This window comes from Microbacterium sp. Bi128, assembly GCF_918698205.1.
In genome coordinates, this window is record NZ_CAKKMM010000021.1 from 1 (window position 1) to 24,751 (window position 24,751).

Below are 24,751 nucleotides of genomic sequence, written 5' to 3' on the forward strand. Positions count from 1 at the left end.
GCCATGGGGGAGGCCGCCGATAGGCTGGAGGGGTGAAGATCGCTCGGTTCAGCCACCAGGAAACGCTCCGCTACGGGATCATCGACGACGGCGAACTGGTCGTCCTCGAAGGCGATCCTCTGTTCGCGGGCTTCGACACGACGGGGGAGCGGATCCCGCTGACCGAAGTGACGCTGCTCGCGCCGGTGATCCCGCGCTCGAAGGTCGTCTGCATCGGCAAGAACTACCACGACCACGCGGCCGAGATGGGCGGCGAGGCTCCCGCCGAACCCCTGATGTTCCTGAAGCCGAACACGTCGGTGATCGGTCCCGACGACGTCATCGTGCGGCCCACCGCCCTGAGTTCCCGCACCGATTACGAGGGCGAGGTCGCGGTCGTGATCGGGCGTATCGCCAAGAACGTCCCCGCCGAGCGCGCTCTCGACTACGTCTTCGGCTACACCGTCGCGAACGACGTGACCGCGCGCGACCTCCAGAGCCGCGACGGGCAGTGGACCCGCGCCAAGGGATTCGACACGTTCTGCCCGGTCGGGCCGGTCATCGAGACCGATCTGGACACGGATGCCGCCGTCATCACGACGCGCGTCAACGGCGAGGTGCGGCAGAACGGGCCCATGTCCGACATGATCCACTCGGTGCCCGACCTGATCGCATACGCCTCCGCGGTGTTCACGCTGCTGCCGGGCGATCTGATCCTCACCGGAACGCCCGCGGGCATCGGGCCGTTCGAGGCGGGCGACACCGTCGAGGTCGAGGTCAGCGGGATCGGAGTGCTGCGCAACACCGTGCGCGATGCCTGACACGAGCCCCGACGTGGATTCCGCGGTCGACATCGCGGCCGTCCAGCGTCGGACCGTGCGGGTGCTGGCCTCGGGCCAGGTCCTCAGCGGGGTGGCGTTCGGGTCGACGCTGTCGCTCGGTGCGCTGCTCGCGGCGGACCTCTCGGGGCAGGACGCCCTGTCCGGCTTCGCCACGGCGGCGGTCACGCTGGGAGCGGCGCTGACGGCGATCCCGTTGGCGCGTCTGGCCTCTGTCCGCGGCCGTCGCTTCGCGCTGAGCGCGGGGAACATCGCCGCGCTCGTCGGCATCGCGATCGTGGTGCTGGCCGCTTCGACGCGCCTGTTCCCGGTGCTGCTCGTCGGCATCGCCCTCATCGGTGCGGGCAACGCCGGCACGCTGCAGGCGCGGTTCGCCGCGACCGACCTCGCGAGCACGCGTCGCCGGGGCCGAGACCTCGCGACGGTCGTGTGGGCGACGACGGTGGGCGGGGTCGTGGGGCCGCTGCTGCTCGCGCCGGGCGAAGTGCTCGGTGCGGGCATCGGGATGCCACGGCTCACGGGTGCGTACCTCTTCTCGTTCGCGGCCCAGGCGTGCGCCCTGGCGCTGTACGTGCTCGTGCTGAGGCCGGACCCGCTGCTGCTGGCGCAGCGTCAAGCGCGCACCGGCTCGCGGTCGGTCGAGGATTCCGTCGTCGATCGGCCCCGGCTCGCCCGGTACGCGATGCTCGCGGTGGCGGCCTCGCACGTCACGATGGCGTCCGTGATGGCGATGACGCCCGTCCACCTCTCGCACATCGTCGCCCCGGATGCCGTGACCCTCGCGGTCGGGGTCACGATCGCGCTGCACGTGTTCGGCATGTACGGCCTGTCTCCGATCTTCGGCATCCTGGCCGACCGCGTCGGCCGCATTCCGATCGTGCTCCTCGGTCAGGTGTTGCTCGCGGCGGCACTGGCGGTGGCGGCGACCCTGTCGTGGTCGCAGGCCGGCGTGCTCGTCGCTCTCGTGCTCCTCGGGCTCGGCTGGAGCGCGGCCACCGTCGCCGGGTCGGCGCTGCTGACCGAGGCGACCCCGGTGGCCGGACGGCCGCGTCGTCAGGGACGTAGTGACACGCTGATGACCGCGTGCGCGGCGGTCGGCTCGGTCGCGGCCGGGCTCATCCTCGGGGTGGCAGGCTACGGCGGTCTGGCGCTGTGGGCGCTCGTGCCGGTCGCGGCGGTGTGTCTCGGCGCGGTGTGGGTCAGAGCGCGAGGCTGACCGGAGCGGTCCGCTCCGCCCGGAGGGCGCGGAGTGCGCGGTCGACGTCGTCTTCGTCGTTGAAGACGTGGAACGCGACGCGGGCGCGTCCGGCCCGTCCGGAGGCGATGATCCCGGATGCCGTGAGTCGCGCGAGCGCGCAGCCCTCGGCATCCGGCCAGGTGACGATCGCGGAGGGGCGATCGGGTTCGGCGAGGTCGAGGCCGGCACGGAACCGCGCGGCGAGCCCCGTGGCGTGCGCATGGACGGCGGCGGCGTCGGCGGTGGCGAACATCTCGAGCACGGGGGCGGCGCCGACGAACGCCTGCCACGCGGGGGACACGTCGAAGCGCCGGGCGTCGGGCGCCAGTCGCGCCTCCGCGCCGTAGCACGAGGCCCACGGGTCGTCGCCGGAGTACCACCCGGCCTGCACGGGCCGCAGCCCCGCCGCGAACGAGGGCGAGAGGGTGAGAAAGGCGACGCCGCGCGGCGCGCACAGCCACTTGTAGGCGTGACAGACGGTGGCGTCGAACAGGGTGGCATCCACGGGGAGCCATCCCGCGGCCTGCGTGAGGTCGCACAGCGTGCGGGTGCCCGTGCGCGCGGCGGCCGCGGCGATGGCGAGAGCGTCGGCGACCTCGCCCGTCGCGGACTGCACGAGCGAGAACGCGACGAGCCACGTGTCCGCGGTGATCTCGTCGGCGAGTCGGGCGAGCGGGACGGTGCGCAGGCGGATGCCGCGGACCGTGTGCGCGAACGGGGCGACGAGCGAGGCGAAGTCGCCCTCCGGGCACAGCACCTCGGCGCCCTCGGGCACCGACGCGGCGATGAGCGAGACGGCGACGGAGGTCTGCGCGGCGATCGCGACCTGCGACACCGGCGCGCGGACCAGCTGCGCGTAGGAGCGTCGCGCGTCTTCGGCGGCGCGGGTGGCGGCTGCCACGTCGGGGCGACCGGATGCCGCGGCCGCGAGGTCGGACGAGAGAGCCGCCACGGTCGCGCGAGACGGGAGGCCGACGGTGCAGGCCGCGAGGTAGTCGCGACCGCCGGCGAAGTGCGGGGCGAGCGTCATGGATCCAGGATGCCGACCCGTCCACGCATTCCACTACGGCAGGTGTTGCATGAGAAACATTCGATCTGGTTATGTGTTCGCATGACCGACCCGCCCCTCGACGACGGCCTCGACGCCCACGCCCTGCGCGTGGTGAAAGCAATCGCCGACACCGGGTCCATCACCGCGGCCGCGCGCGCCCTGGGGTACAGCCAACCCGCGGTGAGCCAGCAGCTGCGGCGCCTCGAGCGTCGGGCCGGACTGCCGATCGTCGAGCGCGTCGGCCGCGGCGTGCGGTTGACCGAGGCGGGGTGGATGCTCGCCCGACACGCGGCCACCGTGACGACCGCCCTGGATGCCGCGGCCGGCGACCTCGCGGAGCTCCGCGGCCTGCGCGCGGGGCGCGTGCGGATCGCGGCCTTCCCTTCGGCGTCCTCCACGGTCGTGCCGCGGGTGATCGCGGCGGTCTCGGCGCGCCGACCGGGGGTGTCGATCAGCTTCGTCGAGGCGGAGCCGCCCGACGCCATCGCTGCCGTGCGCGAGGACCGCGCCGACATCGCGCTCACCTACAGCTACCCGGGCGACCGGGGCGAGCACTCGGCGTCCGCGGCGAGCGGGCTGTCGGTGCGGACGGTGGGGGTCGACGACACCGTGCTGGTCGTGCCGATCGAGCACCCCGCCGCGGACGGCGGTCCGATCGACCTGTCGCAGCTGGCGGGGGAGCGGTGGATCGCCGGGTGCCCCCAGTGTCGCGGCCACCTGCTCGAGGCCTGCGGGCGCGCGGGGTTCGTCCCCGACATCGCGTTCGAGACCGACAACTACATCGCCGTCGAGAACCTCGTGGCCCAGGGGGTCGGTGTCGCGATCTTGCCGCGGATGGCCGTGGCATCCCTCCCGCTCGTCGCTGGGATCGCGGCGCCGCGCCTGCCTGCCGCCGAGGCTCGCACGCTGCACGTCGTGACCGCGCGCGGTGCGGAACGCGTGCCCGCCGTCGGGGCCGCGCTGCAGGTGATGGACGAGATGCTCGCCGAGTACCGGCATCCTGTCGCTCCCGCCCCCGGATCGGCGCGCTCCCGCGAGTAGGATCGAGGGGATGTCTGCCACGCCCGATCCCCGCACCACGACCGCCACCGGCGCCGACGTTCGCGTCCGGTTCTGCCCCTCACCGACGGGGCTGCCGCACGTCGGCCTGATCCGCACGGTGCTGTTCAACTGGGCGTACGCCCGGCACAACGGCGGCAGGCTCGTCTTCCGCATCGAAGACACCGACGCCGCGCGCGACAGCGAAGAGAGCTACCAGCAGCTCCTCGAGGCGCTGCGCTGGATGAACATCGACTGGGACGAGGGTGTCGAGGTCGGCGGACCCCACGCGCCGTACCGGCAGTCGCAGCGTCACGAGATCTACCGCGAGGTGCTCGACAAGCTCGTCGCCGCCGGCGCCGTGTACGAGAGCTACTCGACCGCCGAAGAGATCGACGCGCGCAACGAGGCCAACGGCCGCGCCAAGCAGCTCGGCTACGACAACTTCGACCGCGACCTGACTGACGAGCAGAAGGCCGCCTTCCGCGCCGAGGGTCGCGAGCCCGCGTGGCGGGTGCGCGTGCCCGACGAAGATCTGACGTTCGTCGACCTCATCCGCGGCGAGGTCACCTTCCCGGCGGGGTCGTTCCCCGACTTCGTGATCGTGCGGGCCGGCGGCATCCCGCTCTACACATTCGTGAACCCCGTCGACGACGCCCTCATGGGCATCACGCACGTCATCCGCGGCGAAGACCTCATGCCGTCGACGGCGCGTCAGCTCGCGCTGTACCGCGCCCTGCTGGATGCCGGTGTGACGACGTACATCCCGCGCTTCGGCCACATGCCGCTCGTGCTCGGCGAGACCGGCAACAAGAAGCTCTCCAAGCGCGACCCGCAGGCGGACCTCTTCCTGCAGCGCGAGAAGGGCTTCATCCACGAGGGTCTGCTCAACTACCTCTCGCTGCTGGGCTGGTCGCTCTCGCACGACCGTGACGTGTTCTCGCTCGACGAGATGATCGCGGCGTTCGACATCGCCGACGTGAACCCCAACCCGGCCCGCTTCGACCAGAAGAAGGCCGAGGCCATCAACGGCGATCACATCCGGATGCTGGATGCCGACGACTTCGCGGCCCGCATCGTCCCGTACCTCGCCGGCGCCGGGCTGATCGCCGAGGAGCCGACCGAGGAGCACCGCGCGATCATCGCCGCCGCCGCGCCCCTCGTGCAGGAGCGCGTGCAGCTGCTGGGGGAGGTGCCCGGGATGCTGGGCTTCCTCTTCGTTTCGGACGTCGACTACGCCGAGGACGCGATGAAGGGCCTGCCCGCCAACGCGGCCGAGGTTCTCGTCGCCTCGGTCGGTGCGCTCGAGCTCGTGCCCGAGGGGGAGTTCACCGCTGCTGCCGTGCAGGAAGCGCTCTCGACCGCTCTCGTCGACGAACTGGGCCTCAAGCCCCGCGTCGCCTACGGCCCGCCCCGCGTCGCCCTGACGGGTCGCCGGGTGTCACCGCCGCTGTTCGAGTCGATGGAGTTGCTCGGCAAGGCCGCGACCCTGCGCCGCCTCGACGCCCTGGTGCAGCACTTGGGCTGAGGCTCTTCCTCAGCGACGGAAGCGCGCGGATGCCGGTGTCGGCATCCGCGCGTTCTGGTTTCGGATGCCGGGAAGTCGGCGCCGCGACGCGCGCGGGGCGGCGTCGGTTTGGCGGACGGCTCCGCGTCACGTAAGCTTGATCCTCGGCACGAGTTACGGCTCAGCGCCTTGGGGTATGGTGTAATTGGCAACACGGCGGTTTCTGGTTCCGTTGTTCTTGGTTCGAGTCCAGGTACCCCAGCAAGTAAGACCCTCGATTTTCGGGGGTCTTTTTTGCTGCCGCTCGCCCGCCTCCCCGGGGTGCCGGCTCAACGGTTCCGGCGTGCGTGGCGGGGCAGGAGGCCTCACGCGGACGCGTGAGCGCGCCACTCACGCGGCAGGCGGACCGCGCCCGATGTCCCGCGCGATCCGGTCGCGATCGCGAGACGCCCGCCGGCATCGCTGACCGCTCGTTCGAGAAGGCGGATGCCGTGCCGCGCCGTCGCGCCGGGATCCTCGGCGAACCCACGCCCGTCGTCGGCGACCGTGAGGATCGTCTCTTCGCCGGCGGCAACGACGGCGACGCGGATGGTCTCGGCCTGAGCGTGGCGCCGCGCATTGCGCACGAGTTCGCGGGCGGCCTCGGTGAGAAGGCGGACGGTCTCGGCATCCGGATCCTCGTCGAGAGCCACCTCGACCGACACCGGCGGCCCGGCCTCGTCTTCCGATGCGATCTCGGCCAGCGCCGCTCGCAGGGAGAGCGGGGCCACCTCGAGGTCGCCGTCGAGCAGGGTCCGGAGCATTCGGGCATCGTCGGCGAGCGTGTCGGCGACGCGCGTGAGCCGAGCGGGGTCGGCCTCGGGCCGGGATGCCATGGCCTGCAGCGCCAGCGCAGAGCCGGTGAGGTCTTGCAGCACGTTGTCGTGCAGGCGGCGGGCGAGTCGGAGGCGCTCGCCCTCGCGTGCGCGGAGGCCGAAGGCGACGGCCTCGCGCCGGTCGGCCTCGGCCGCGGCGAGACCGCGCGCGAGGCGGATCGACAGGGGAGCGAGCGCGGCGGCGAGCGCGATCATCCCGGCCACGAGGACGGGCAGGTAGACGGTGAGCGTCGAAGTGACCCAGGCGTCGCGGAAGACGGGGACGTAGACCTCGAGGCGCAGTGGCGTGCCGTCGGCATCCTGGAAGCCCAGAAAGGCCTCGCGGAGCTCGCGCGAATCCGTGGTCTCGAAGCGGTGCTCGACGTCATCGGGAACCTCGTGCACGACGACGCCCTCACGGCGCAGTCGGTCGGCGAGGTGGGGGGAGTACGGCCGTTCGCTGCCGATCAGACTCGGTTCGTCGGAGTACACGACCCGTGCGGTTTCGCCGTCGATGCGCCACACCTTCACCCGCGCCACGGTCCCGGCGGCGAAGAACCCCTCGAGGCGGGCGTCGAGGTCGGCGGCATCCGGAACGCCGCCGACCTCGGTCGCGGCCAGAGCGTCGGACACGCGTTCGGCGACGCGTCCGGCCGCCTCCCGTGTGACGCGATCGGCCTCGGCGGTGGCGAGGCGCCACTCGATCACGATGAGCGCGCACAGCAGTGCGACCGCCACGCCGATAGCGGCGAGCACGTGTCGGCGGATGAGCCGTGCGGGCGTCACGGGCGGCGCGGCGGGACGAGACCGCGAGCGAGGGCGATCGAGACCACCTCGAGCTGGGAGCGCGCGCCCAGGGCTTCGCGTAGGGCCTTCACGTGATCGCGGACGGTGTGCGCCGACAGGCCGAGCTCGTGAGCGATGTCGGCGGGGCGGCGCCCCTCGCACAGCAGCGCCAGGACGTCGCGTTCTCTCGGTGACAGCGTGTCGAGCGGTGAGGAGGGGAGCCCGGGCGTGATGCGCGGGCGCTCCGGAGACGCGGTGCGGATCGCGTCGACGAGATCGTCGAGGCGGGTGTCTTTCGCCAGATACGCGGATGCACCCGCGGCACGCGCCTGCGCCGCGCCCGCGGCGGTGGGGTGCCCGGTCAGCACGATGAGGCGGGCGCCGGGACGGAGCTCGGCGAGCGACGCGAGGGCGGTGAGGCCATCGTCCTCGCCGAGGTGCACGTCGATGACGACGACGTCGACCTCGAGGGCCGCGAGCTTGCGGCGCCCTTCGTCGAGAGTGGCGGCCGTCGCGGCGCACGACACCGAGGGCGTGGCGTCCAGGGCGAAAGCGAGGAGGTCGGTGAACACCCGGTGGTCGTCGAGCACGAGCACCCGCACGGCCGGGGCGACGGGGGCGACGGCGGTCATAACCCCCTCAGTTTAGGGGGTCCCAGCGAAGAAGGTAAGGCTAGCCTCAGTATGTCGCGACGCCCCCCCCGCACCGTCGATCCCAGGAGCATCATGCCCAGATTCCGTCCCGCGCTCAGCGCACTCGTCCTCACCCTCGCGGGCGCCCTCGCCCTGTCGTCGTGCGCCAGCGGTGGGCCGGAGGCCGCCCCCGAGTCGACCGAGAACGAGACCTCGCTCGTGGTGTACTCCGGCCGCGACGAGAAGCTCGTGGCCCCGCTCATCGCGCAGTTCGAAGAGGCTTCGGGCATCGACGTCGAGGTGCGCTACGCCGGGTCCACCGAGCTCGCCGCCCAGCTCCTCGAAGAGGGCGACCGCACGCCCGCGCAGGTCTTCCTGTCCCAGGACTCCGGCTCTCTCGGAGCGGTGGATGCCGCGGGCCTGCTCAGCACACTGCCCGAGGCCGTGACCTCGACCGTTCCCTCGGAGTACACCTCCACCGACGGCTCGTGGGTGGGCCTGACCGGTCGCGCGCGCGTCATCGCCTACGACAGCCAGACCTACACCGCCGACCAGATCCCCGGCGACGTGTTCGAGCTGACCCAGCCGGAGTGGAAGGGCAAGGTCGCGATCGTCCCCTCCAACGCGTCGTTCCAGGCCTTCCTCACCGCGCTGCGCGTCGAGGAGGGCGAGGAGCGCGCGCGTCAGTGGCTGGAGGGCATGGTTGCCAACGACGCACAGATCTACGCCAAGAATGGCGAGGTGCTCGAAGCGGTCAACACCGGCGTCGTCCCCCTCGGCCTCATCAACCACTACTACTGGGCCCGTTCCGAGCAGGACCCGGCCACCCTTCGTGCCCAGCTGAAGTTCGGTGACCCCGGCACGGTCTCGGCCCTCGTGAACGTCACGGGTGCCGGCATCCTCACCGGCGCCGCCGACTCTCGCGCCGCGCAGGAGTTCGTCGCCTTCCTGCTGTCGGATCAGGCGCAGACCTACTTCGCCGAGGAGACGTCCGAGTATCCGCTCGTCGCGGGTGCGGCCTCGCCGGCAGGGGTGCCGGCCCTCTCCGAGCTCGGCGGTCCCGACATCGATCTGTCGTCGCTGTCGTCTGTCCAGGACACGGTCGCGATGCTCACTCAGGCGGGACTGCTCTGACCGCTCCCGCCCGTACCCGGCACCGGGGTGCCCTGACCGCGCGGTCGGGCACCCCGGTGCTCGTGCTCGCCGCCGCCACGCTCGTCGCCGCGGCGGTCGCGGCACCGCTCGTGCAACTCGTCGTGCGGGTGGCCGCGGGAGACCCCGCCGCGGTGGCTGCCGTCGTCTTCCGCCCGCGGACTCTCGATCTCCTCCTCGCCACCGTCGCGATCACGCTCGCGACCGCGGCGGGCGCGCTCGTCCTCGGCGTGGCGACCGCGTGGGCGCTCACTCGGGTGTGGCTTCCCGCGCGCGCTCTCTGGCGTGTGATCGCGTGCCTTCCGTTGGCGCTCCCCAGCTTCGTCGCCGCGTTCGGCTGGATGAGCGTGATCCCAGGGCTGTCGGGGCCCGGGCCGCTCGTGGCCGTTCTCGTGCTCTCGACCGCGCCCTATGTCACGGTGCCGACCATGGCTGCCTTGGCCCGGATCGATACCTCGGTCGGGGATGTCGCCCGCACGCTCGGGCGTCCTCCCGTGCGTGCCTTCCTCTCGGTGACGTTGCCGCAGGTGCTCCCCGCCGCCCTGGCGGGGACACTCCTGGTCGCCCTCTACGCGCTGTCGGATTTCGGGGCGCCGGCGCTGCTGCGCGTGGACACCCTCACCACCGGCATCTACGCCCAGTTCACCGGCGGCTTCGACCGCTCCCTGTCGGCCGCCATGGGGCTGGTGCTGGCGGTCCTGGCCGCGCTCTGCGTTGCGGCCGAGTCCGGTGCCCGGCGGCGCGCGGGAGCGCGCGCCGCCCTGCACGCCTCGCCGCCCGCGCCGGTCACGATCGGTCGTGGGGCCACGGCCGCGATCGTCGCCGGTCTCGCGCTGGTCGGTGTCGCCGCGGTGGCGGTGCCGCTCGCGGCCCTGGTCGCGAGGCTCCCGTTCGCGGGTCGCTACGCCGCGACGGTACCGGAGCTGGTGCAGGCGGCAACGACGACGCTCGCGCTGGGCGCGGGTGCCGCCCTGGTCACGGTGCTTGCCGCGCTCCCCGTGGCGTGGCTCGGCGCCCGGCATCGCACCCGGGTCGTGGCGGTGCTCGAAACCCTCAGCTCGATCGGCCACGCGCTCCCGGGGCTCGTCGTCGCGCTGGCTCTGGTCGCCCTCACTCTCGCGCTGGCTCCCGGCGCCTACCAGGGCGCGGCCGCCCTGGTCGTCGCCTACGCGGTCTTGTTCCTCCCCAAGGCCATCGGGTCGAGCCGCGCGGCGTTCGCCGCGGTGCCGACCGCCCTGGAGGACGTCGCGCGCACGCTCGGCGACGGGCCGGCCGCGGCCTGGCGCCGGGTGACCCTCGTGAGCGCCGCCCCGGGGATCCTGGCCGGGGGAGTACTCGTCATGGCCGCCGTCATGAAAGAGCTGCCCGCCACGCTCATGCTCCGCCCCATCGGGGTCGACACCCTGGCCACCGAGTTGTGGGCGGCCACGAGCGCCGGCGCGTACGGTGCCGCCGCGTGGCCCGCGCTGCTGCTGGTGGCGGTGGGGCTCGTGCCGGCGCTGGCGATGGCCCATGGCATCCGTTCCCTCGGAGAGGACTCACGATGACCCTGCAGGTGCGCGCCGTGTCGGGCGGCTACGGATCCCGGTCGGTCGTCGAGGACGTCGATCTCGACGTCGGCGGGGGAGAGATCGTTTCGGTGCTGGGTCCGTCGGGGAGCGGAAAGACCACGCTTCTGCGGATGATCGCCGGGCTGCATCCGCTCTCGTCCGGCACCATCGCGCTCGACGGGCGCGACGTCACCGGCGTCCCGACGCACCGGCGCGGGGTCGGGCTCGTCCCGCAGGAGGGAGCGTTGTTCCCGCGCCGCACGGTGGCCGGCAACATCGCCTACGGTCTGCCGGGGGTGTCGCCGCGCCGGGCCGCGCAGCACCCGGAGGTGCGACGTCTGCTCGACCTGGTGCAGCTGTCGGGATTCGCCGATCGGCTTCCGCACGAACTGTCGGGTGGCCAGCGCCAGCGGGTCGCGGTCGCTCGCGCCCTCGCCGCGCGACCGGCGGTGGTGCTCCTGGACGAACCCTTCAACGCCCTCGACGCGGCTCTCCGCGCCGACGTACGGACGGGCGTGTGTGCGCTGCTGCGCGAGGTGGGTGTCGCCACTGTGCTCATCACCCACGACCGTGCCGAAGCGTTCCTCGCGGGCGATCGGGTGGCGGTGTTCCAGCGCGGTTCGGTGGCACAGATCGGTGCACCGGGGGAGGTCTACCGTCATCCGCGCTCGCTCGAGATCGCGCGGCTGACCGGGGAGGTCGTGGCCGTTCCGGCGGCGCTGCGCGGGGACGGGGAGGATGAGGCGTTCGTGCGTCCATCCCAGATCTCGCTCGATGCGACCGCGCCGGTCCGCGGGATCGTCACTGCGGTGGTCGATGAGGGGGCGCGGGTGATCGCTTCCGTGCAGCTCGCGGGAGGAGACGTGCTGGACGTCGGATGCTCGCCCTTCGCGTCCGACGCGCAGATCGGCGCCGAGGTCGGGCTTCGCGTGGAAGGGCGGACGCATCCCGCGCCGACACGGTGACGGTCGAGAACACTCGCGCACTATCGTCCGGTCTGCTTGAATGCCAGAATCACGTGACCTGGGGGATCGTCGTGTCCTCGGGGTCGTTCGCCCGACCGACCCCGGAGTCGCCCCGATGCGCATTCTTCCTCGGCGCCGGCACATCGCCGTTGCTTCGCTGATCGCCCTGCTCGTCACCGGGGTGGTCGCAGCACCCGCTTCGGCCCAGAGTCCCGACGACATCGTCGTCGCTTCGGGCGAGGACTGGACCGTCGAACGCGCCCCCGGCGGCTATGCCGTCACCCTGCGTCTGGACGAACCCCTCCCGATCGTGAGTGACGCGCCGACGATCGTCGTCGACGGCGAGCCGATCGGGATCGCGCGAACCTCGGACGGTGGCCGCACCCTCTCGGTGACGACGTTCGACGACCGTGTCGCCACGGCCCGTGAGGTCGTGAAGGGCTGGGCGTCGGGATCGGGCCCGAAGGCGGGGGAGGACGGCGCAGACGGCTCCGGCCAGCGGCGTGCCCCCGACCCCGAGAACGACACGCTCGAGCGGCAGCTCGAAGCCCTCGCTCCCTCCGACCCCGTCACCGACCCCGCGGAGCCCGGCCCGTACACGGTGACCGAGGCGGAGTACGACTTCGGTGACACGGCGATCGAACTCGCCGGCTACCGCGACGCCCGTGGCGAGATGGTGGGCAAGATCTACCTGAGTTCCGCATCCGGCCCCCGGCCGGTCGTCGTGCTCGAACACGGCCGGCATGCCACGTGCGGTGACGCCGTGTCGGGTGAGTCGACCGCGGACTGGCCCTGCCCGAGCGCCCAGATGCAGATCCGGTCCTACCTCGGGTACGAGGGCACGGGCCGTGCCCTCGCCTCGCACGGCTACAACGTCGTCTCGATTTCGGCGAACGCCATCAACGCCACCGATTCGGAGTTCACCCTCGACCAGGGCGCGCAGGCGCGCGGCCGTCTGGTGCTGGACACTCTCGAGATGCTCGACCGACTCGCGCGTGGGGCGGAGGTCTCGTACGAGGATCGCCCGGAGGGTCAGGATGCCGTGACCCGCACGTTCGACGATGCCCTGGAGCGCGCCACCTCACGCGCCGATCAGCCGGCCCCGCCTTCGGGCGTGACCGCGGCCGATCTCGACGGCCGGTTCGATCTGGACCGCGTGGGCCTCATGGGCCACTCGCGGGGCGGCGAAGGCGTCGTTTCCGCCGCGCAGCTGAACGCCGCGGCCGATGACCGCTACGGCATCCTGGCCGTGCTCCCGTTAGCCCCGACCGATTTCGCCCGCCGCACCCTCTCCGACGTGACGACCCTGGCCATGCTGCCGTACTGTGACGGCGACGTGTCCGACCAGCAGGGGCAGAAGTACATCGACGACTCCCGCCGCGCCTTCGGCGACGACGTCCTGCGGTCGGCGATGTGGGTCATGGGCGCCAACCACAACTTCTTCAGCTCGGTGTGGACGCCGGGGGAGTACCCGGTGGGCGGAGCCGACGACTGGAACCCCGAGGACACGACCTCGAGCTGCGCGACCGTCGACAGCACGCGCCTCAGCGCCGCGGAGCAGTACCAGGTGGGGGTGTCGTACATGACCGGCTTCTTCCGCATGGTTCTCGGGGGCGACGAGGAGTTCCGTCCCCTGTTCGACGGATCCGTCGCCCCCTCGACGACCCTCACGCCCTTTGCCGACGTGCGGGTGATCGCTACGCAGGCGCGTTCGGAGACCGCCCTCATCACCGATTTCGCCGGAGGGGGCGCCGCGGTGACCGTCGAGGGGGATGCCACCGTGACGCTCTGCGCGGGTTCCACGAGCGAGTCGTGCTCCTACCGGTCGTACGGTGAGGTCCCGCACTGGAACCCCGCGTTCCTCGCCCCGTACGTGCCGCTCTTCCCGGCGACGCGGTTCGAATGGAGAGAGACCTTCGGTGCTCGCCTCCGCGTCGCTTTGCCCGCCGACCAGCGCGACGTGCGCGACCACGCGCAGCTGACGGTGAAGGTGGCGCCCGGCGACGACGTGTTCATCGGGACCGAGTTCTCGCTGACGCTCATCGACGGATCAGGGGCCGAAGCCTCCACGCCCGCGTCGATGCTCAACCCGTACTCGGTCAACCGAATGCCGGGCGGAGCACGGGGGCTCGACAAGGTCGTGCTGCAGCAGATCACCCTTCCGCTGGACGAGCTGCGGGGAATCGACCTCTCGGATGTGCGAGAAGTGGTTCTGGAGCCGGGATTCGGTGCCGACGATGTGGCATCCGGATCGCTCCTCCTGTCTGACCTTGCCTTCGACACCCCCTCGGCGGGCGCGCCCGCGGCAGTCGCGCGTCCCGGGGTCAACGTGGCAGAGACCCGTGTGGAAGAGGGATCCGAAGAGTGGACCGCGGCGGTCGCGGTGTGGCTGAATCGCGCGGCCGATGAGCCGGTGAGCGTCTATCTCGGCACGAACCCCGGGCCGGGTGGCGAGGCACCCCCGGCCGGTCTCGGCGCGGAGCGCGTCACCTTCGCCCCCGGGCAGACGTGCGTGCCCGCTCCCGTTCAGATCGTGGGGAACAGCGATCCGTCCGGTTCGGGCGTGTCGATCGCGGGGACCGCGGCGACGACCGGTGAGCGAGTCGTGTCGGGTTCCTCCGACTTCTCCGACATCTTCGTCCGCGAGGACGACGGTGTGCAGGGGGATGACGCCGCTCCGGTGCCGGCCTTCGGTGTCCAAGGCGACGTGTGCGCCGAACTCGCCGCCGCCCGGACGCCCGGGACGCTCAAGGTCTCGGATGCCGAGCCCCGCCGCGGTGACACCCTGCGGTTGACCGCCACCGGCTTCCGCGTCGGGGAAGCGGTGCTCGCCCAGATCGCCGGGTCTGCACTGCCGTGGGTGATCGCGGACGCGGACGGTACCGCGGTCATCGAGACGACGATCGCCGCGGATGCCGCACTGGGCGCGACATCGGTGCGCGCGGAGGGCGCCGGTTCGGCACGCGTGCAGCAGGCGAGCGTGCGGATCGGCGCGGCGGTGCCGACACCGACGCCAACACCGACACCGACCCCGACGACTTCGCCGGCCCCCAGCCCGTCCGTGACGACGACTCCGGTCGTCGCCGACAGCCGGGCCGGTGGAACGCTCGCGCGGTCCGGCGTGGACGGGGCGCTGTGGCTCGCGGTGGCCCTGGGAGCGGCGCTGACGGCCGCCGCGGGCGGTGCCGTGGCCGTCGAGGCACGCCGCCGACGCGGGCGCTGAGGGGGCGGCGTACCGGGCACCCCGCTCGTCGAGCGATAGCATCCGATCGAAGACATCCGTCTCGAGAAGAGGTCCTGATGAAGCGTTCGTCCGTGCTCGCCGTCCTCGCCGCCGTCGTGCTCCTTTCGGCCGGGTGCGCCCCGGGCCAGACGCCGTCCACCACCGGTGGCGGCTCGGCGCCCAGCTCGGCCACCGCGGGGGGCCTGCAGGCCCTGCCGCCGACGATCCTGTCGCCGGGCGAACTCGACGGCACCGATGTGTCTGTCGTCGTCGGCACCGCTCTGGTGATCGCGGTCGAGGACGGAACCGAGGATCAGTGGCGGGGCACTACCGCTGATCCCGCGATCGCGGAGTTCTCGGCCGGCGGATCCGACGAAGGGGCGACGTTCCGGCCCGGTTTCGAGGCTCGCGCCATCGGCTCCACCGAAGCGACGCTCACCGGCCCCGACGGCGGCGAGATCCAGTTCACCATCTCGGTCGTCGCTCCCTGATCGACCGCGGCGGCCACCGCTCGCGCCGCACGCGTCAGGATGCCAACGGCCCCTCGAACACGATCGTCGCGCGCTCCGCGGCCTCGTCGCGCAGGACGCGTGCGCGCACGCCGTAGACCTCGGCGATCAGCTCCGGGGTGAGGACCTCATCCGGGTGCCCGCCGGCCACGACGGCACCGCGTTTGAGAACGACGATGTGGTCGCAGTAGGTCGCGGCGAGGTTGAGATCGTGCAGCGCGATGATGCTCGTGACCGGGAGTGCGGCGACCAGCGCGAGGATGTCGAGCTGGTGCCGGATGTCGAGGTGGTTCGTCGGTTCGTCCAGGAGCAGCTCGCGGGGTTCCTGCGCGAGCGCTCGAGCGATCTGCGCACGCTGACGCTCACCGCCGGAAAGCGTGTGCCAGAGCCGGTCCGCTTTGTCGGCGAGCCCGACGCGCGCGAGGGCGCCGTCGATGGCGGCCTCGTCCTCCGGGCTCGACCCACCCCAGATCGGGCGGTGGGGCGTGCGTCCCAGGCGCACCACGTCGCGCACGACGATGTCGGTGTCGGTCTCGGCGTGCTGCGTGACGACCGCGACCGCCCGGGCGACCTCGCGGCGTCCGCGTGTGCGCAGCGGCGCTCCGTCGAGAAGCACGTCGCCCGTATCGGGACGCGCCGCGCCCTGCAGCAGGCGCAGCAGCGAGGACTTGCCCGACCCGTTCGGCCCGAGCAGTCCCACGGTGCTGCCGGGGGCGGGCCGGAGCGAGACCCCGTCCACGACGAGCGCCCCGCCGCGGGTCCAGTGCACGTTGCGCGTCTCGAGGGTCATGCGCGCTTCCTCCGGCGGACGAGGAGCGCCACGAACACGGGCACCCCGATGATGGCGGTGCCGACGCCGACCGGCAGGGGGGTGGGGGCGAACAGGGTGCGGGTGGCGGCATCCACCCACACCATGAACACGGCGCCCACGACGAGGGACACCGGCAGCACGCGGACGTGCCGCTGTCCGACCAGCAGTCGCACCGCGTGCGGCACGACGAGCCCGACGAAGCCCACCGCGCCGACCACGCTGACCAGGGTCGCGGTCATGAGCGCGGTGACGACGAGGAGGCCGATGCGGGTGCGGGCGACGGGGATGCCGAGCGAGGACGCCACGTCGTCGCCGAAGGCGAAGGCGTCCAACGCTCGGGCGGCGAGGAGGCACACCACGGCGCCGGCGGCGACGACCGCGGCGCACAGCGCGACGTTGTCCCACCGCATGCCCTCGAGCGATCCGAGGAGCCAGAACATCACGCCCCGCGTCTCGTCGGAGTCCGCGACCGCGAACACCACCAGCGACGTCAGCGCCGAGAAGAACTGGGTGCTGGCGACGCCCGCGAGCACGACGCCGGAGGTTCCGCCCGAGGTGAACCGGGCCAACAGGAGCACGAGTCCGAAAGCGAGGAGCGCTCCGACGAACGCGCCGCCGGACAGGCCCAGGATGCCACCGCCCACCCCGAGCACACCGATCACGACCGCGCCGGTGGAGGCGCCGGAGGACACGCCCAGCACGAACGGCTCCGCGAGCGGGTTGCGCAGGAGCGACTGCATGACCACGCCGCACAGCGAAAGGCCCGCGCCCGTGCACGCGGCGACGAGGGCCCGGGGAAGCCGCTCCTCCCAGACGATCGCGTCCTTGGCCGCGCGCACGGGGATGTCCGCGAGACCGAGGTGGTTCAGCACTACGTCGCGGACGTTGACGAGCGAGACATCGGCGGGACCGAGCGTGATCGCGACGCCGAGCGAGAGCACGAGGGCGACCGTCCCGACGAGGGTGAGGAGAAGACCCAGCGGCATCCGCGCGCGTGCGCGCACCGGAGCCGCGACCGCGGCGCTCAGAGCGTGCTCCGGTTCTCGTCCCACCACGCGCGGATCTTCTCGAGTCCGTCGACGAAGCGGATCGAGGGGTTCATCTCAGCGCCGTGCAGCGCGATGAAGCGCTTCTCGCGGACGGCCGTCATGGTCGAGGTCAAGGGATCGCCCTCGAGGAAGGCGATCTTGTCGTCGAGGCGGTCGCCGGGGAATCGGTCGCGCTGCAGGTCGCCGAGCACCAGGACGTCGGGGTCGGCGGCGACGACGCTCTCCCAGCCCACCGCGCGCCAGTCGTCGCTCTGATCCGAGAACACGCCGGTCATGTCGGCGCTCTTCGCCAGCAGCGCGGCGGAGCCGAGACCGCCCGCCATGTAGGGCGTCTTGGTGTCGGCGAACCAGAAGACCACCGATCGCCCGCCGAAGTCGACGCCGTCCGTCGCCGCCGCCGCGCGTTCCTGCAGCGAGGCGATGAGTTCTTCGCCGCGCGCCGACACGTCGAAGATCGCGGCGAGGTCGCGGATCTCGCCGTACAGGACGTCCTCGGTCAGGGCGATCGTGCGCGTGCCGCCGCCGTTGATGCTCACGGCGCCCTCGCAGTCGGTGGGGGAGAGGTAGCTCTGGATGCCGGTCTCGGCGAAGCGATCGCGCGTGGCCACCCCGCCCTGGGCGAAGTGCCGACCGAACGAGGCGGTGACGAAGTCGGGATCGACGCCGAGGACGACCTCGTACGAGGGGGCGTTGTCCGCCAAGCGCGGGACACGCGCGTTGGCGTCGGCGAGGGAGTCCAGGACGGGATCCGTCCAGGATGCCGTGCCCACCATGCGGTCGACGAGACCGAGCGAGAGCAGGATCTCGGTGGAGTTCTGGTCGAGCGAGACGACGCGCTCGGGTGCGGCGTCGACCGTGATCTCGCGCCCGCAGTTCTCGAGCGTCAGCGGGTAGGTGGTCGTCCCGTCGCCGCCGGCGGCGACGGTCGTCTCGGGAACCGGCTCGGACGCGCCGCAGCCGGTGAGGGCGACGACGGTCGCGAGAAGAGCAGCGGGCAGAGCAAAGGCGCGGGTGTGTGGCATCCGGAATCTCCGTGGGGGCGATGGGCCGGAGCGGCGCATCGATGTTGGTAAGGCTTACCTCACTGTTTCTGGTTCTCTGTCCGAAGGTCAAATCGAAACGCCGCGCGGGCGTGGCAAATGACCGAAGAATCGCTGTTGCTTCGTGTGGGTTCGTGTTGTAACGTGTGGGAATCTTCGAAGGGGATCCCGTGTACGCAATGGAGCGCCAGCAGCTCATCGAGCGCGAACTGCGCGAGATCGGACGCGTCAGCGTCGTCGACCTCGCCCGTCGCTTCGACGTCACCACCGAGACCGTTCGTCGCGACCTCGACCGTCTCGAGCGGACGGGTGCGCTACGCCGCGTCCACGGCGGCGCTGTCGGTGTCGACCGCGCGAGCACGACCGAGGCCTCTCTGTCCGAGCGCCGCCTGCGCCAGGGCGAGGCGAAGCGCGCGATCGGCGTCGAGGCCGCCCGGCTGCTCACCCCCGGGTTCCGCGGCTCGATCTTCATCGACGCGGGCACGACCCCGGCCGCCGTCGCTGCCGAACTGCCCCAGGTCCTCAGCGAGGGCGCCGGTGGCGTCGAGATCGTCACGCACTCGCTCGAAGCGGCGCACTTGCTCGCGGGCGACGATCGCGTCTCGCTCACGGTGATCGGCGGGAAGGTCCGCGGAGTCACCGCCGCAGCCGTCGGCGCGCACACGGTGCGCTCGATCGGCGAGCTCCGGCCGGACATCGCCTTCATCGGAACCAACGGCCTGAGCGCCGGCTTCGGACTCAGCACCCCGGACCCCGAGGAAGCCGCGGTCAAGACCGCGATCATCCACGCGGCCCGGCGCGTCGTCGTCGTGGCCGACACCGCCAAATTCGGAGAGGAACTGCTCGTGCGCTTCGCCCGCCTCGATGAGATCGACGTGCTCGTCACCGACGGCACCCCTCCCGACGTCCTCGCGCAGGCCCTGGCCGACGCCGACGCCGAGGTGCGTGTCGCATGATCGTCACCCTCACCGCCAACCCGTCCGCCGACCGTGCGGTGCTCCTGCCCGGTCCGCTCGTCCCGGGTGAGGTCCAGCGCGCCGACTCCTCCCGCGAGGATGCCGGGGGCAAGGGCGTCAACGTCGCCCGCGTGGTCTCCGCCGCGGGTGCGCCCGCGCGCGCCGTGGTGCCCGTCAACGACCACGACCCGTACCGACTGCTGCTCGACGACACCGGCGTGGCGCTCGACATCGTGCCCGTCTCGGGCCGCGCCCGCGCGAACCTGACGATCACCGACCCGCTCGGCGAGACGACCAAGCTCAACCTCCCCGGCGCCGAGCTGTCGGCGGACGAGGCGGCCGCACTCACCGCGGGCGTCGTCGCCGCGGCCGAGGGCGCGACGTGGCTCGTGCTGGCCGGTTCGCTCCCGCCCGGTGTGCCCGAGACGTTCTACGCCGACCTCATCTCCGCGGTCCGCGAGCGCTGGGGCGCCGCCGCCCCGCGGATCGCGGTGGATGCCTCGGGCCCGGCCCTGGCCGCGGTCGTCGCCACCGCGCGCCCCGACCTCATCAAGCCGAACCACGAAGAGCTCGCCGAACTGGTCGGCGAGGACCCGGCGGTCGACGACGACGTGATCGGCGCGGCGACGCGCCGGGCGGCCGCTCTCGTCCCCGAGCGGGTGGCATCCGCTCTCGTGACCCTCGGTGCCGACGGCGCGCTCCTCTTCGACGCCGGCGGCGCGTGGCGCGGACGCGCCCCCAAGATCCAGGTCGCGAGCACGGTCGGCGCGGGCGACAGCTCGCTCGCCGGCTACCTGCTCGCCGACCTCGAAGGGGCGACCGCCCCCGACCGTCTCGCCCGCAGCATCGCGTACGGCGCAGCTGCGGCGACCCTGCCGGGGACGCAGGCCCCGACACCGGCGGATCTGCCCTCGGGCCCGATCGCCGTGACCGCTTTCTCCACCTCCACCGCAACATCCTGACCACGAAAGGTCACAAGACAATGTCCGAGATCATCACACCGGAGCTCGTCAGCCTCGACGCGCCCCTGGGGGCCGACAAGCAGTCGGTCATCCGTGCTCTGGCCGAGCGCGTCGTCGCGCAGGGCCGCGCGACCAGCGCGCAGGAGCTCTTCGACGACGCCTGGGCCCGCGAGCAGAAGGACGAGACCGGACTCCCCGGCGGCATCGGCATCCCGCACGCGCGCAGCGCCTCGGTCACCGAGCCGACGCTCGCCTTCGCCCGCCTGACGCCCGGCGTCGACTTCGGTGCTCCCGACGGGCCCGCCGACATCGTGTTCCTCATCGCGGCACCCGCCGGAGCAGACGAGGCGCACCTGGCGGTGCTGTCGCAGCTCGCCCGCAGCCTCATGAAGCCCGAGTTCACAGCGGGACTCCGCTCCGCCGCGAGCCCCGCCGACGCGGTGCGCATCATCACGGATGCCGTGACCCCCGCGCCCGCTCCGGCCGAGGCCCCCGCGGCCGCTCCGGCCGCGGCGACCCGCGCCGAGGCCCGCACGGCCACCGCGACGAAGACGACGAAGATCGTCGCCGTCACCGCGTGCGCCACCGGCATCGCGCACACGTTCATGGCCGCCGATGCGCTCACCGCCGCGGGCCTCGAGGCCGACGGCGTCGAGCTCGTCGTCGAGCCGCAGGGGTCGAGCGGCTACAAGGCCCTGCCGCAGAGCGTCATCGACGACTCCGACGCCGTGATCTTCGCCGTCGACGTCGACGTCCGCGAGCCCCAGCGCTTCGCGGGCAAGCCCGTCGTGCGCGCCGGTGTGAAGCGCGGCATCGAGCAGCCGAAGCAGCTCATCGCCGAGGCCGTCGCGGCGTCGCAGAACCCGAACGCCGCGCGCGTGCAGGGCGGCGCCGCCGGTGCCTCGGCGTCGGACGCCCCCGTCGCTCAGCAGTCCGTGGGTCGCCGCATCCAGCGCTGGCTCCTCACCGGTGTCAGCTACATGATCCCGTTCGTCGCCGGTGGCGGTCTGCTCATCGCCCTGGGCTTCCTGCTCGGCGGTTACCAGGTCACGCAGAACGCGGCCAACGTCATCATCCAGAACTCGCTGTGGGACCTCCCGACCGAGGGCATCACGTCGCCGCTCGGACCGGTGGGTCAGTACCTCGGTTCGGTCGCCTTCATGATCGGCGCGACGTCGATGGGCTTCATCGTCGCCGTGCTCGCGGGCTTCATCGCGTACGCGATCGCCGACCGTCCCGGTATCGCCCCCGGCTTCGTCGCCGGTGCCGTCGCCGTGCTCATGAACGCCGGCTTCATCGGCGGCATCATCGGCGGTCTTCTCGCCGGTTTCATCGCGTGGTGGCTCGGCCGCTTCGACGCACCCCGCTGGTTGCGCGGTCTGATGCCCGTCGTCATCGTGCCGTTCCTCGGCTCGATCTTCGCCTCGGGCTTGATGATCCTCTTCCTCGGCCGCCCGATCGCCGCCCTCATGGCGGCGCTCACCGAGGGCCTCACCTCGCTCGCGGCGTCGAGCGCTGGCGCCATCGTGCTCGGTGTCATCCTCGGCCTCATGATGTGCTTCGACCTCGGTGGACCCGTCAACAAGGTCGCGTACGTCTTCGCGACGACGGGCCTGGCCGCTGCGACCCAGACCAACACCGCGCCGTACCTGATCATGGCCGCCGTCATGGCCGCGGGCATGGTGCCGCCGCTCGCGATGGCCCTGGCATCCACGGTTCTGGCCCGAGGCAAGTTCACGCCGGTCGAGCGCGAGAACGGTGCGGCCGCGTGGCTGCTCGGCGCCTCGTTCATCTCCGAGGGCGCGATCCCGTTCGCCGCGGCCGACCCGCTGCGCGTCATCCCCGCTTCGATGGTGGGCGGCGCGATCACGGGAGGCCTCAGCATGCTGCTCGCCGTGCAGTCGTACGCGCCGCACGGCGGGGTGTTCGTCTTCTTCGCGATCAACCCGTTCTGGGGCTTTGCCCTCGCAATCGCGGCGGGTACGGTCGTGACGGCGCTGCTCATCGTCGCTCTCAAGGGCATCGGTCGCAACGCCCAGGACTCCGCCGTCGCCGAGGCCGCTCCGGCCGCCTCCGTCGCCGCCTAAGCCCCCATCGGTTCGAAAGGAATCACCATGGCAGAACGTCAGGCCACCATCGCCAGCAGCTCCGGTCTCCACGCCCGTCCCGCGAAGCTCTTCGTGCAGGCCGTGCAGGAGAAGAAGATCCCCGTCACCATCTCGGCCGACGGCGGTGCCGACCTCAACGCCGGCAGCATCCTCTCGCTCATGGGCCTCGGCGCCGGTCACGGCACCGTCGTGACGCTGAAGGCCGAGGGCGAGGGCGCCGAGCAGGCGCTCGACGAGCTCGTCGCCCTGCTGGAGACGGACCTCGACGCGCAGTAAGCCTCTCTGCACGAAACACCGGATGCCACGGGCCCCAGGGCTCGTGGCATCCGGTGTTTCCGTGTGCGGGCGGCACAACTCCTGCAGGAACCCGGCCGCGCGGGTGTCGTGGGCCGCAGACGCCGGTTCTGCCGGAGTTGTGCGGCTCAGACCTCGGTCGAGTCGCCGGGCTGCAGATCGACGAAGGTCCCGCCGTTCTGCTCGACGGCCCAGGTGAGGCGGGCGTTGCCCATCTGCTTTCCGGCGACCGAGAGGGTCATGTCGTGGGTGGCGAAGGCGCGCGCGGGCTTGACCGCCAGTACGAAGTCCATCGCCTCGGAGATCTTGAGCCACGGCGCGCCGACGGGAGCGGCGAGGAGCGCGACCTTGGTGTGCTTCGGAACGGCGTACGAATCGCCCGGGTAGTACAGCGCGTCGTTGACGAGCACGCCGACGTTGTCGACGACGGGGATCGACTCGTGGATGACCTCGTGGCGGCCGCCGAAGAACTCCAGGTGGAACGGACCGAGGTCCAGGGTGTCGCCGGGGTGCACCGTCGTGATCTCGAAGCCGGCGGCGGCCCTCTGCACGCCTTCCGGGCCGTAGATCGGCACGCCCGGGTGCGCCTTCTGCAGGCGGGTGAGGTGCTCGGGCGTCCAGTGGTCGGGGTGCTCGTGCGTGATGACGACGCCGACGAGGCCCGTGAGGTCTTCGAGCGGCGAAGTGAAGCTGCCGGGGTCGATGACGAGGGTGTGGCCCGCCTTGGTGACGACGAGGGCGGCGTGTTCGTGTTTGGTGACCTGCATGCCGTCGAGTCAACTCCGCGGTGGGGGACGCTGCAACCGCTGGACGGGGAGCGATCCGGATGCCAGGGGATGAACGTCTCGCGTCCGCCCTTCCCTTCGGGCCGGTCCCGCGATACGGTGGGCCGGACACGCCCGGGCTGCGAGTCATTCGCGGCCCGATTTGTCGTGCGCGGCATCCGTAGTGCATACTTGAACGGTTGCGACGCGGCCCCATCGTATAGCGGCCTAGTACGCCGCCCTCTCACGGCGGTAACGCGGGTTCGAATCCCGCTGGGGTCACCAACATGAGAAAGAGCCTCGACCGAATGGTCGGGGCTCTTTCCTTTTGTCGGCGCGCCCGCGCCCACGGCGCGAACGGAATCGGATGCCGTGAGCCTGGCATCCGATTCCGTCGGGCGATCAGCCCTCGTTGCTCGCGCGCCGCCGGCGGATCAGCCGCCGCACGGCCCACACGATCACGAAAGCCACCGCGCCCACGGCGATCCACGGCAGCAGGAACCCGAGTCCGATCACGGTTCCGTTGAGTGTCGCGACGAGGCCGTTCCACCCGGCCACGAGTCCGTCGCCGAAGCCGGCGGGGTCGGCGGCCACGGTCTGCGAGCGCTCGGCCAGCTGAACGCTGAGCGACGACATCGCCACTTGCGATTCGATGGAGTTCAGCACCTGCCGGTCGGAGTCGAGCTGCGCCTGCCGCTCCGCGAGCGCGGATTCGGCGGCGATGAGGTCGGACACCGACCCGGCCTGCGCCATGAGCTCGGTGAGACGGGCGACGGATGCCTCGCCGGCGGCGACGCGAGCCCGGAGGTCGACCGTCTGCTCGGTGACGTCGGAGCGGTTCACGCTCGTCGCCGTCACATCGCCCACGGCGGAGAGGCCGTCCATCACCGACACGAGGGCATCGGCGGGGACCCGGACCGTGATCCACGCCGACGACGCGGTCGGCTGCGACATCCTGCCGTCGAGCGGGACGGCGCCGATGCCCCCGCCCAGCTGCGACGACTCCACGTAGCCGCCGGCCGAGGTGGCGGCATCCGTAATCGTCGCGATCGCGGCGGTGACGTCGTCCACCGCGACCGTGCTCGATCCGGTGGCGACGATGTCGCGCGACGCCGAACCATCGACGCCGGATGCGGCCGACGCGTCGCCAGAGATCGCGGCACCGCTCATGTCGCGGAGACCTTCCGCCGATTCGCCGGTGCTCAGACCGGGGACGGCCGCGCCTCCCGCTTCGCTCACGCCCACGACGGACGAGCCGGCGGTGCTCGTCGGTGACGTCAGGGCCGGGCCGACGACGGCGGCCACGACGACGACGGCCGCTGCGGCACCGACGCCCGTCCACACGGCGCGGCGGCGCCGCCGACGAGCGGTCCGCTCGTCGGCGATCCGGGCGAAGACGGCGGTCTCGATGGCATCCACGCGGTCGTCGCGGAGCGGGGGGAGGG

The 24,751-nt window shown here is 72.1% G+C and carries 21 protein-coding genes and 2 tRNA genes; 15 read left to right on the plus strand and 8 right to left on the minus strand.

All coding sequences use genetic code 11. The features are described 5' to 3' along the window. Nucleotides 1-32 precede the first annotated feature (32 nt). Together LQV45_RS03330 and LQV45_RS03335 are read left to right on the plus strand one after the other, a co-directional pair. Complete coding sequence (locus tag LQV45_RS03330) at nucleotides 33-800, plus strand: fumarylacetoacetate hydrolase family protein (protein WP_230005737.1); 768 nt, start codon at nucleotides 33-35, stop codon at nucleotides 798-800. Next, on the plus strand, nucleotides 793-2,034 hold the full coding sequence (locus tag LQV45_RS03335) for an MFS transporter (protein ID WP_230005738.1): 1,242 nt from the start codon (nucleotides 793-795) through the stop codon (nucleotides 2,032-2,034). Before LQV45_RS03330 ends, LQV45_RS03335 begins: the two co-directional genes overlap by 8 nt. Here LQV45_RS03335 and LQV45_RS03340 read toward each other — a convergent pair. After that, nucleotides 2,018-3,085 (minus strand): aminotransferase class V-fold PLP-dependent enzyme, encoded by a 1,068-nt coding sequence (locus tag LQV45_RS03340; RefSeq protein ID WP_230005739.1) that lies wholly within the window; start codon nucleotides 3,083-3,085, stop codon nucleotides 2,018-2,020. The genes LQV45_RS03335 and LQV45_RS03340 overlap by 17 nt on opposite strands. Before the next feature lie 81 nt (nucleotides 3,086-3,166). Here LQV45_RS03340 and LQV45_RS03345 point away from each other — a divergent pair, with 81 nt between their 5' ends. The 3 genes from LQV45_RS03345 (at nucleotide 3,167) to LQV45_RS03355 (ending at nucleotide 5,913) form a co-directional block, all read left to right on the plus strand. After that, nucleotides 3,167-4,147 (plus strand): LysR family transcriptional regulator, encoded by a 981-nt coding sequence (locus LQV45_RS03345; RefSeq protein WP_230005740.1) that lies wholly within the window; start codon nucleotides 3,167-3,169, stop codon nucleotides 4,145-4,147. A gap of 10 nt (nucleotides 4,148-4,157) precedes the next feature. Beyond that, entirely contained in the window at nucleotides 4,158-5,672 is a 1,515-nt protein-coding gene (gene gltX / locus LQV45_RS03350) for a glutamate--tRNA ligase (RefSeq protein ID WP_230005741.1), read from the plus strand. A 169-nt stretch (nucleotides 5,673-5,841) separates the two neighbouring features. Continuing rightward, nucleotides 5,842-5,913, plus strand: a tRNA-Gln gene (locus LQV45_RS03355). 103 nt (nucleotides 5,914-6,016) lie between these two features. Here the strand turns inward: LQV45_RS03355 and LQV45_RS03360 are convergent. Together LQV45_RS03360 and LQV45_RS03365 are read right to left on the minus strand one after the other, a co-directional pair. Then, nucleotides 6,017-7,291 carry a sensor histidine kinase gene (locus LQV45_RS03360; protein ID WP_230005742.1) on the minus strand — a complete coding sequence of 425 codons (1,275 nt, stop codon included), beginning with the start codon at nucleotides 7,289-7,291 and terminating at the stop codon, nucleotides 6,017-6,019. Next, nucleotides 7,288-7,923 carry a response regulator transcription factor gene (locus LQV45_RS03365; protein WP_230005743.1) on the minus strand — a complete coding sequence of 212 codons (636 nt, stop codon included), beginning with the start codon at nucleotides 7,921-7,923 and terminating at the stop codon, nucleotides 7,288-7,290. The genes LQV45_RS03360 and LQV45_RS03365 overlap by 4 nt, the downstream gene beginning before the upstream one ends. A gap of 93 nt (nucleotides 7,924-8,016) precedes the next feature. Here LQV45_RS03365 and LQV45_RS03370 point away from each other — a divergent pair, with 93 nt between their 5' ends. The 5 genes from LQV45_RS03370 to LQV45_RS03390 all read left to right on the plus strand — a co-directional run bounded on the left by LQV45_RS03370 (nucleotide 8,017) and on the right by LQV45_RS03390 (nucleotide 15,304). Next, nucleotides 8,017-9,057, plus strand: coding sequence for an iron ABC transporter substrate-binding protein (locus LQV45_RS03370; RefSeq protein ID WP_230005744.1), 1,041 nt, complete (start codon nucleotides 8,017-8,019; stop codon nucleotides 9,055-9,057). 62 nt (nucleotides 9,058-9,119) lie between these two features. Then, nucleotides 9,120-10,622, plus strand: a complete 1,503-nt coding sequence (locus LQV45_RS03375) for an iron ABC transporter permease (protein WP_230005745.1) — start codon at nucleotides 9,120-9,122, stop codon at nucleotides 10,620-10,622. Then, nucleotides 10,619-11,590 (plus strand): ABC transporter ATP-binding protein, encoded by a 972-nt coding sequence (locus LQV45_RS03380; RefSeq protein WP_230005746.1) that lies wholly within the window; start codon nucleotides 10,619-10,621, stop codon nucleotides 11,588-11,590. The genes LQV45_RS03375 and LQV45_RS03380 overlap by 4 nt, the downstream gene beginning before the upstream one ends. A gap of 115 nt (nucleotides 11,591-11,705) precedes the next feature. After that, a complete protein-coding gene (locus LQV45_RS03385; protein ID WP_230005747.1) occupies nucleotides 11,706-14,813 on the plus strand; it encodes a hypothetical protein in 3,108 nt (1,035 codons plus the stop codon). A 77-nt stretch (nucleotides 14,814-14,890) separates the two neighbouring features. Further along, nucleotides 14,891-15,304, plus strand: coding sequence for a hypothetical protein (locus LQV45_RS03390; protein WP_230005748.1), 414 nt, complete (start codon nucleotides 14,891-14,893; stop codon nucleotides 15,302-15,304). Between the two features lie 34 nt (nucleotides 15,305-15,338). On the opposite strand, the gene LQV45_RS03395 is transcribed toward LQV45_RS03390, so the two are convergent. Genes LQV45_RS03395 through LQV45_RS03405 form a run of 3 tightly spaced genes read right to left on the minus strand, consistent with a single transcriptional unit; the run spans nucleotide 15,339 to nucleotide 18,204 of the window. Further along, nucleotides 15,339-16,112, minus strand: a complete 774-nt coding sequence (locus LQV45_RS03395; protein ID WP_230005749.1) for an ABC transporter ATP-binding protein — start codon at nucleotides 16,110-16,112, stop codon at nucleotides 15,339-15,341. After that, nucleotides 16,109-17,119 (minus strand): iron ABC transporter permease, encoded by a 1,011-nt coding sequence (locus LQV45_RS03400; RefSeq protein WP_230005755.1) that lies wholly within the window; start codon nucleotides 17,117-17,119, stop codon nucleotides 16,109-16,111. The genes LQV45_RS03395 and LQV45_RS03400 overlap by 4 nt, the downstream gene beginning before the upstream one ends. A 38-nt stretch (nucleotides 17,120-17,157) precedes the next feature. Then, nucleotides 17,158-18,204: an ABC transporter substrate-binding protein gene (locus LQV45_RS03405; RefSeq protein WP_230005750.1), complete on the minus strand. Its 1,047-nt coding sequence runs from the start codon at nucleotides 18,202-18,204 to the stop codon at nucleotides 17,158-17,160. Between the two features lie 188 nt (nucleotides 18,205-18,392). Between LQV45_RS03405 and LQV45_RS03410 the strand changes: the two genes are divergently transcribed. From LQV45_RS03410 to LQV45_RS03425, 4 genes are read left to right on the plus strand one after another with little or no spacing between them, the layout of a single operon-like run. After that, the gene (locus LQV45_RS03410; RefSeq protein ID WP_230005751.1) at nucleotides 18,393-19,178 is read left to right on the plus strand and encodes a DeoR/GlpR family DNA-binding transcription regulator; all 786 of its coding nucleotides are present in this window, start codon (nucleotides 18,393-18,395) and stop codon (nucleotides 19,176-19,178) included. Continuing rightward, nucleotides 19,175-20,140 carry a 1-phosphofructokinase family hexose kinase gene (locus LQV45_RS03415; protein WP_230005752.1) on the plus strand — a complete coding sequence of 322 codons (966 nt, stop codon included), beginning with the start codon at nucleotides 19,175-19,177 and terminating at the stop codon, nucleotides 20,138-20,140. The genes LQV45_RS03410 and LQV45_RS03415 overlap by 4 nt, the downstream gene beginning before the upstream one ends. Nucleotides 20,141-20,160: 20 nt before the next feature. Then, nucleotides 20,161-22,227: a fructose-specific PTS transporter subunit EIIC gene (locus LQV45_RS03420; RefSeq protein WP_230005753.1), complete on the plus strand. Its 2,067-nt coding sequence runs from the start codon at nucleotides 20,161-20,163 to the stop codon at nucleotides 22,225-22,227. A gap of 27 nt (nucleotides 22,228-22,254) precedes the next feature. Further along, a complete protein-coding gene (locus LQV45_RS03425) occupies nucleotides 22,255-22,524 on the plus strand; it encodes an HPr family phosphocarrier protein (RefSeq protein WP_055954014.1) in 270 nt (89 codons plus the stop codon). Between the two features lie 146 nt (nucleotides 22,525-22,670). Here the strand turns inward: LQV45_RS03425 and LQV45_RS03430 are convergent, their stop codons facing one another. Then, nucleotides 22,671-23,309, minus strand: coding sequence for an MBL fold metallo-hydrolase (locus LQV45_RS03430; protein ID WP_230005754.1), 639 nt, complete (start codon nucleotides 23,307-23,309; stop codon nucleotides 22,671-22,673). A gap of 206 nt (nucleotides 23,310-23,515) precedes the next feature. On the opposite strand from LQV45_RS03430, the gene LQV45_RS03435 reads away from it, so the two are divergent. After that, nucleotides 23,516-23,591 (plus strand) — tRNA-Glu (locus LQV45_RS03435). Between the two features lie 117 nt (nucleotides 23,592-23,708). On the opposite strand, the gene LQV45_RS03440 is transcribed toward LQV45_RS03435, so the two are convergent. Next, the coding region (locus tag LQV45_RS03440) for a DUF4349 domain-containing protein (protein WP_308288808.1) at nucleotides 23,709-24,751 on the minus strand (1,043 nt) is incomplete at its 5' end.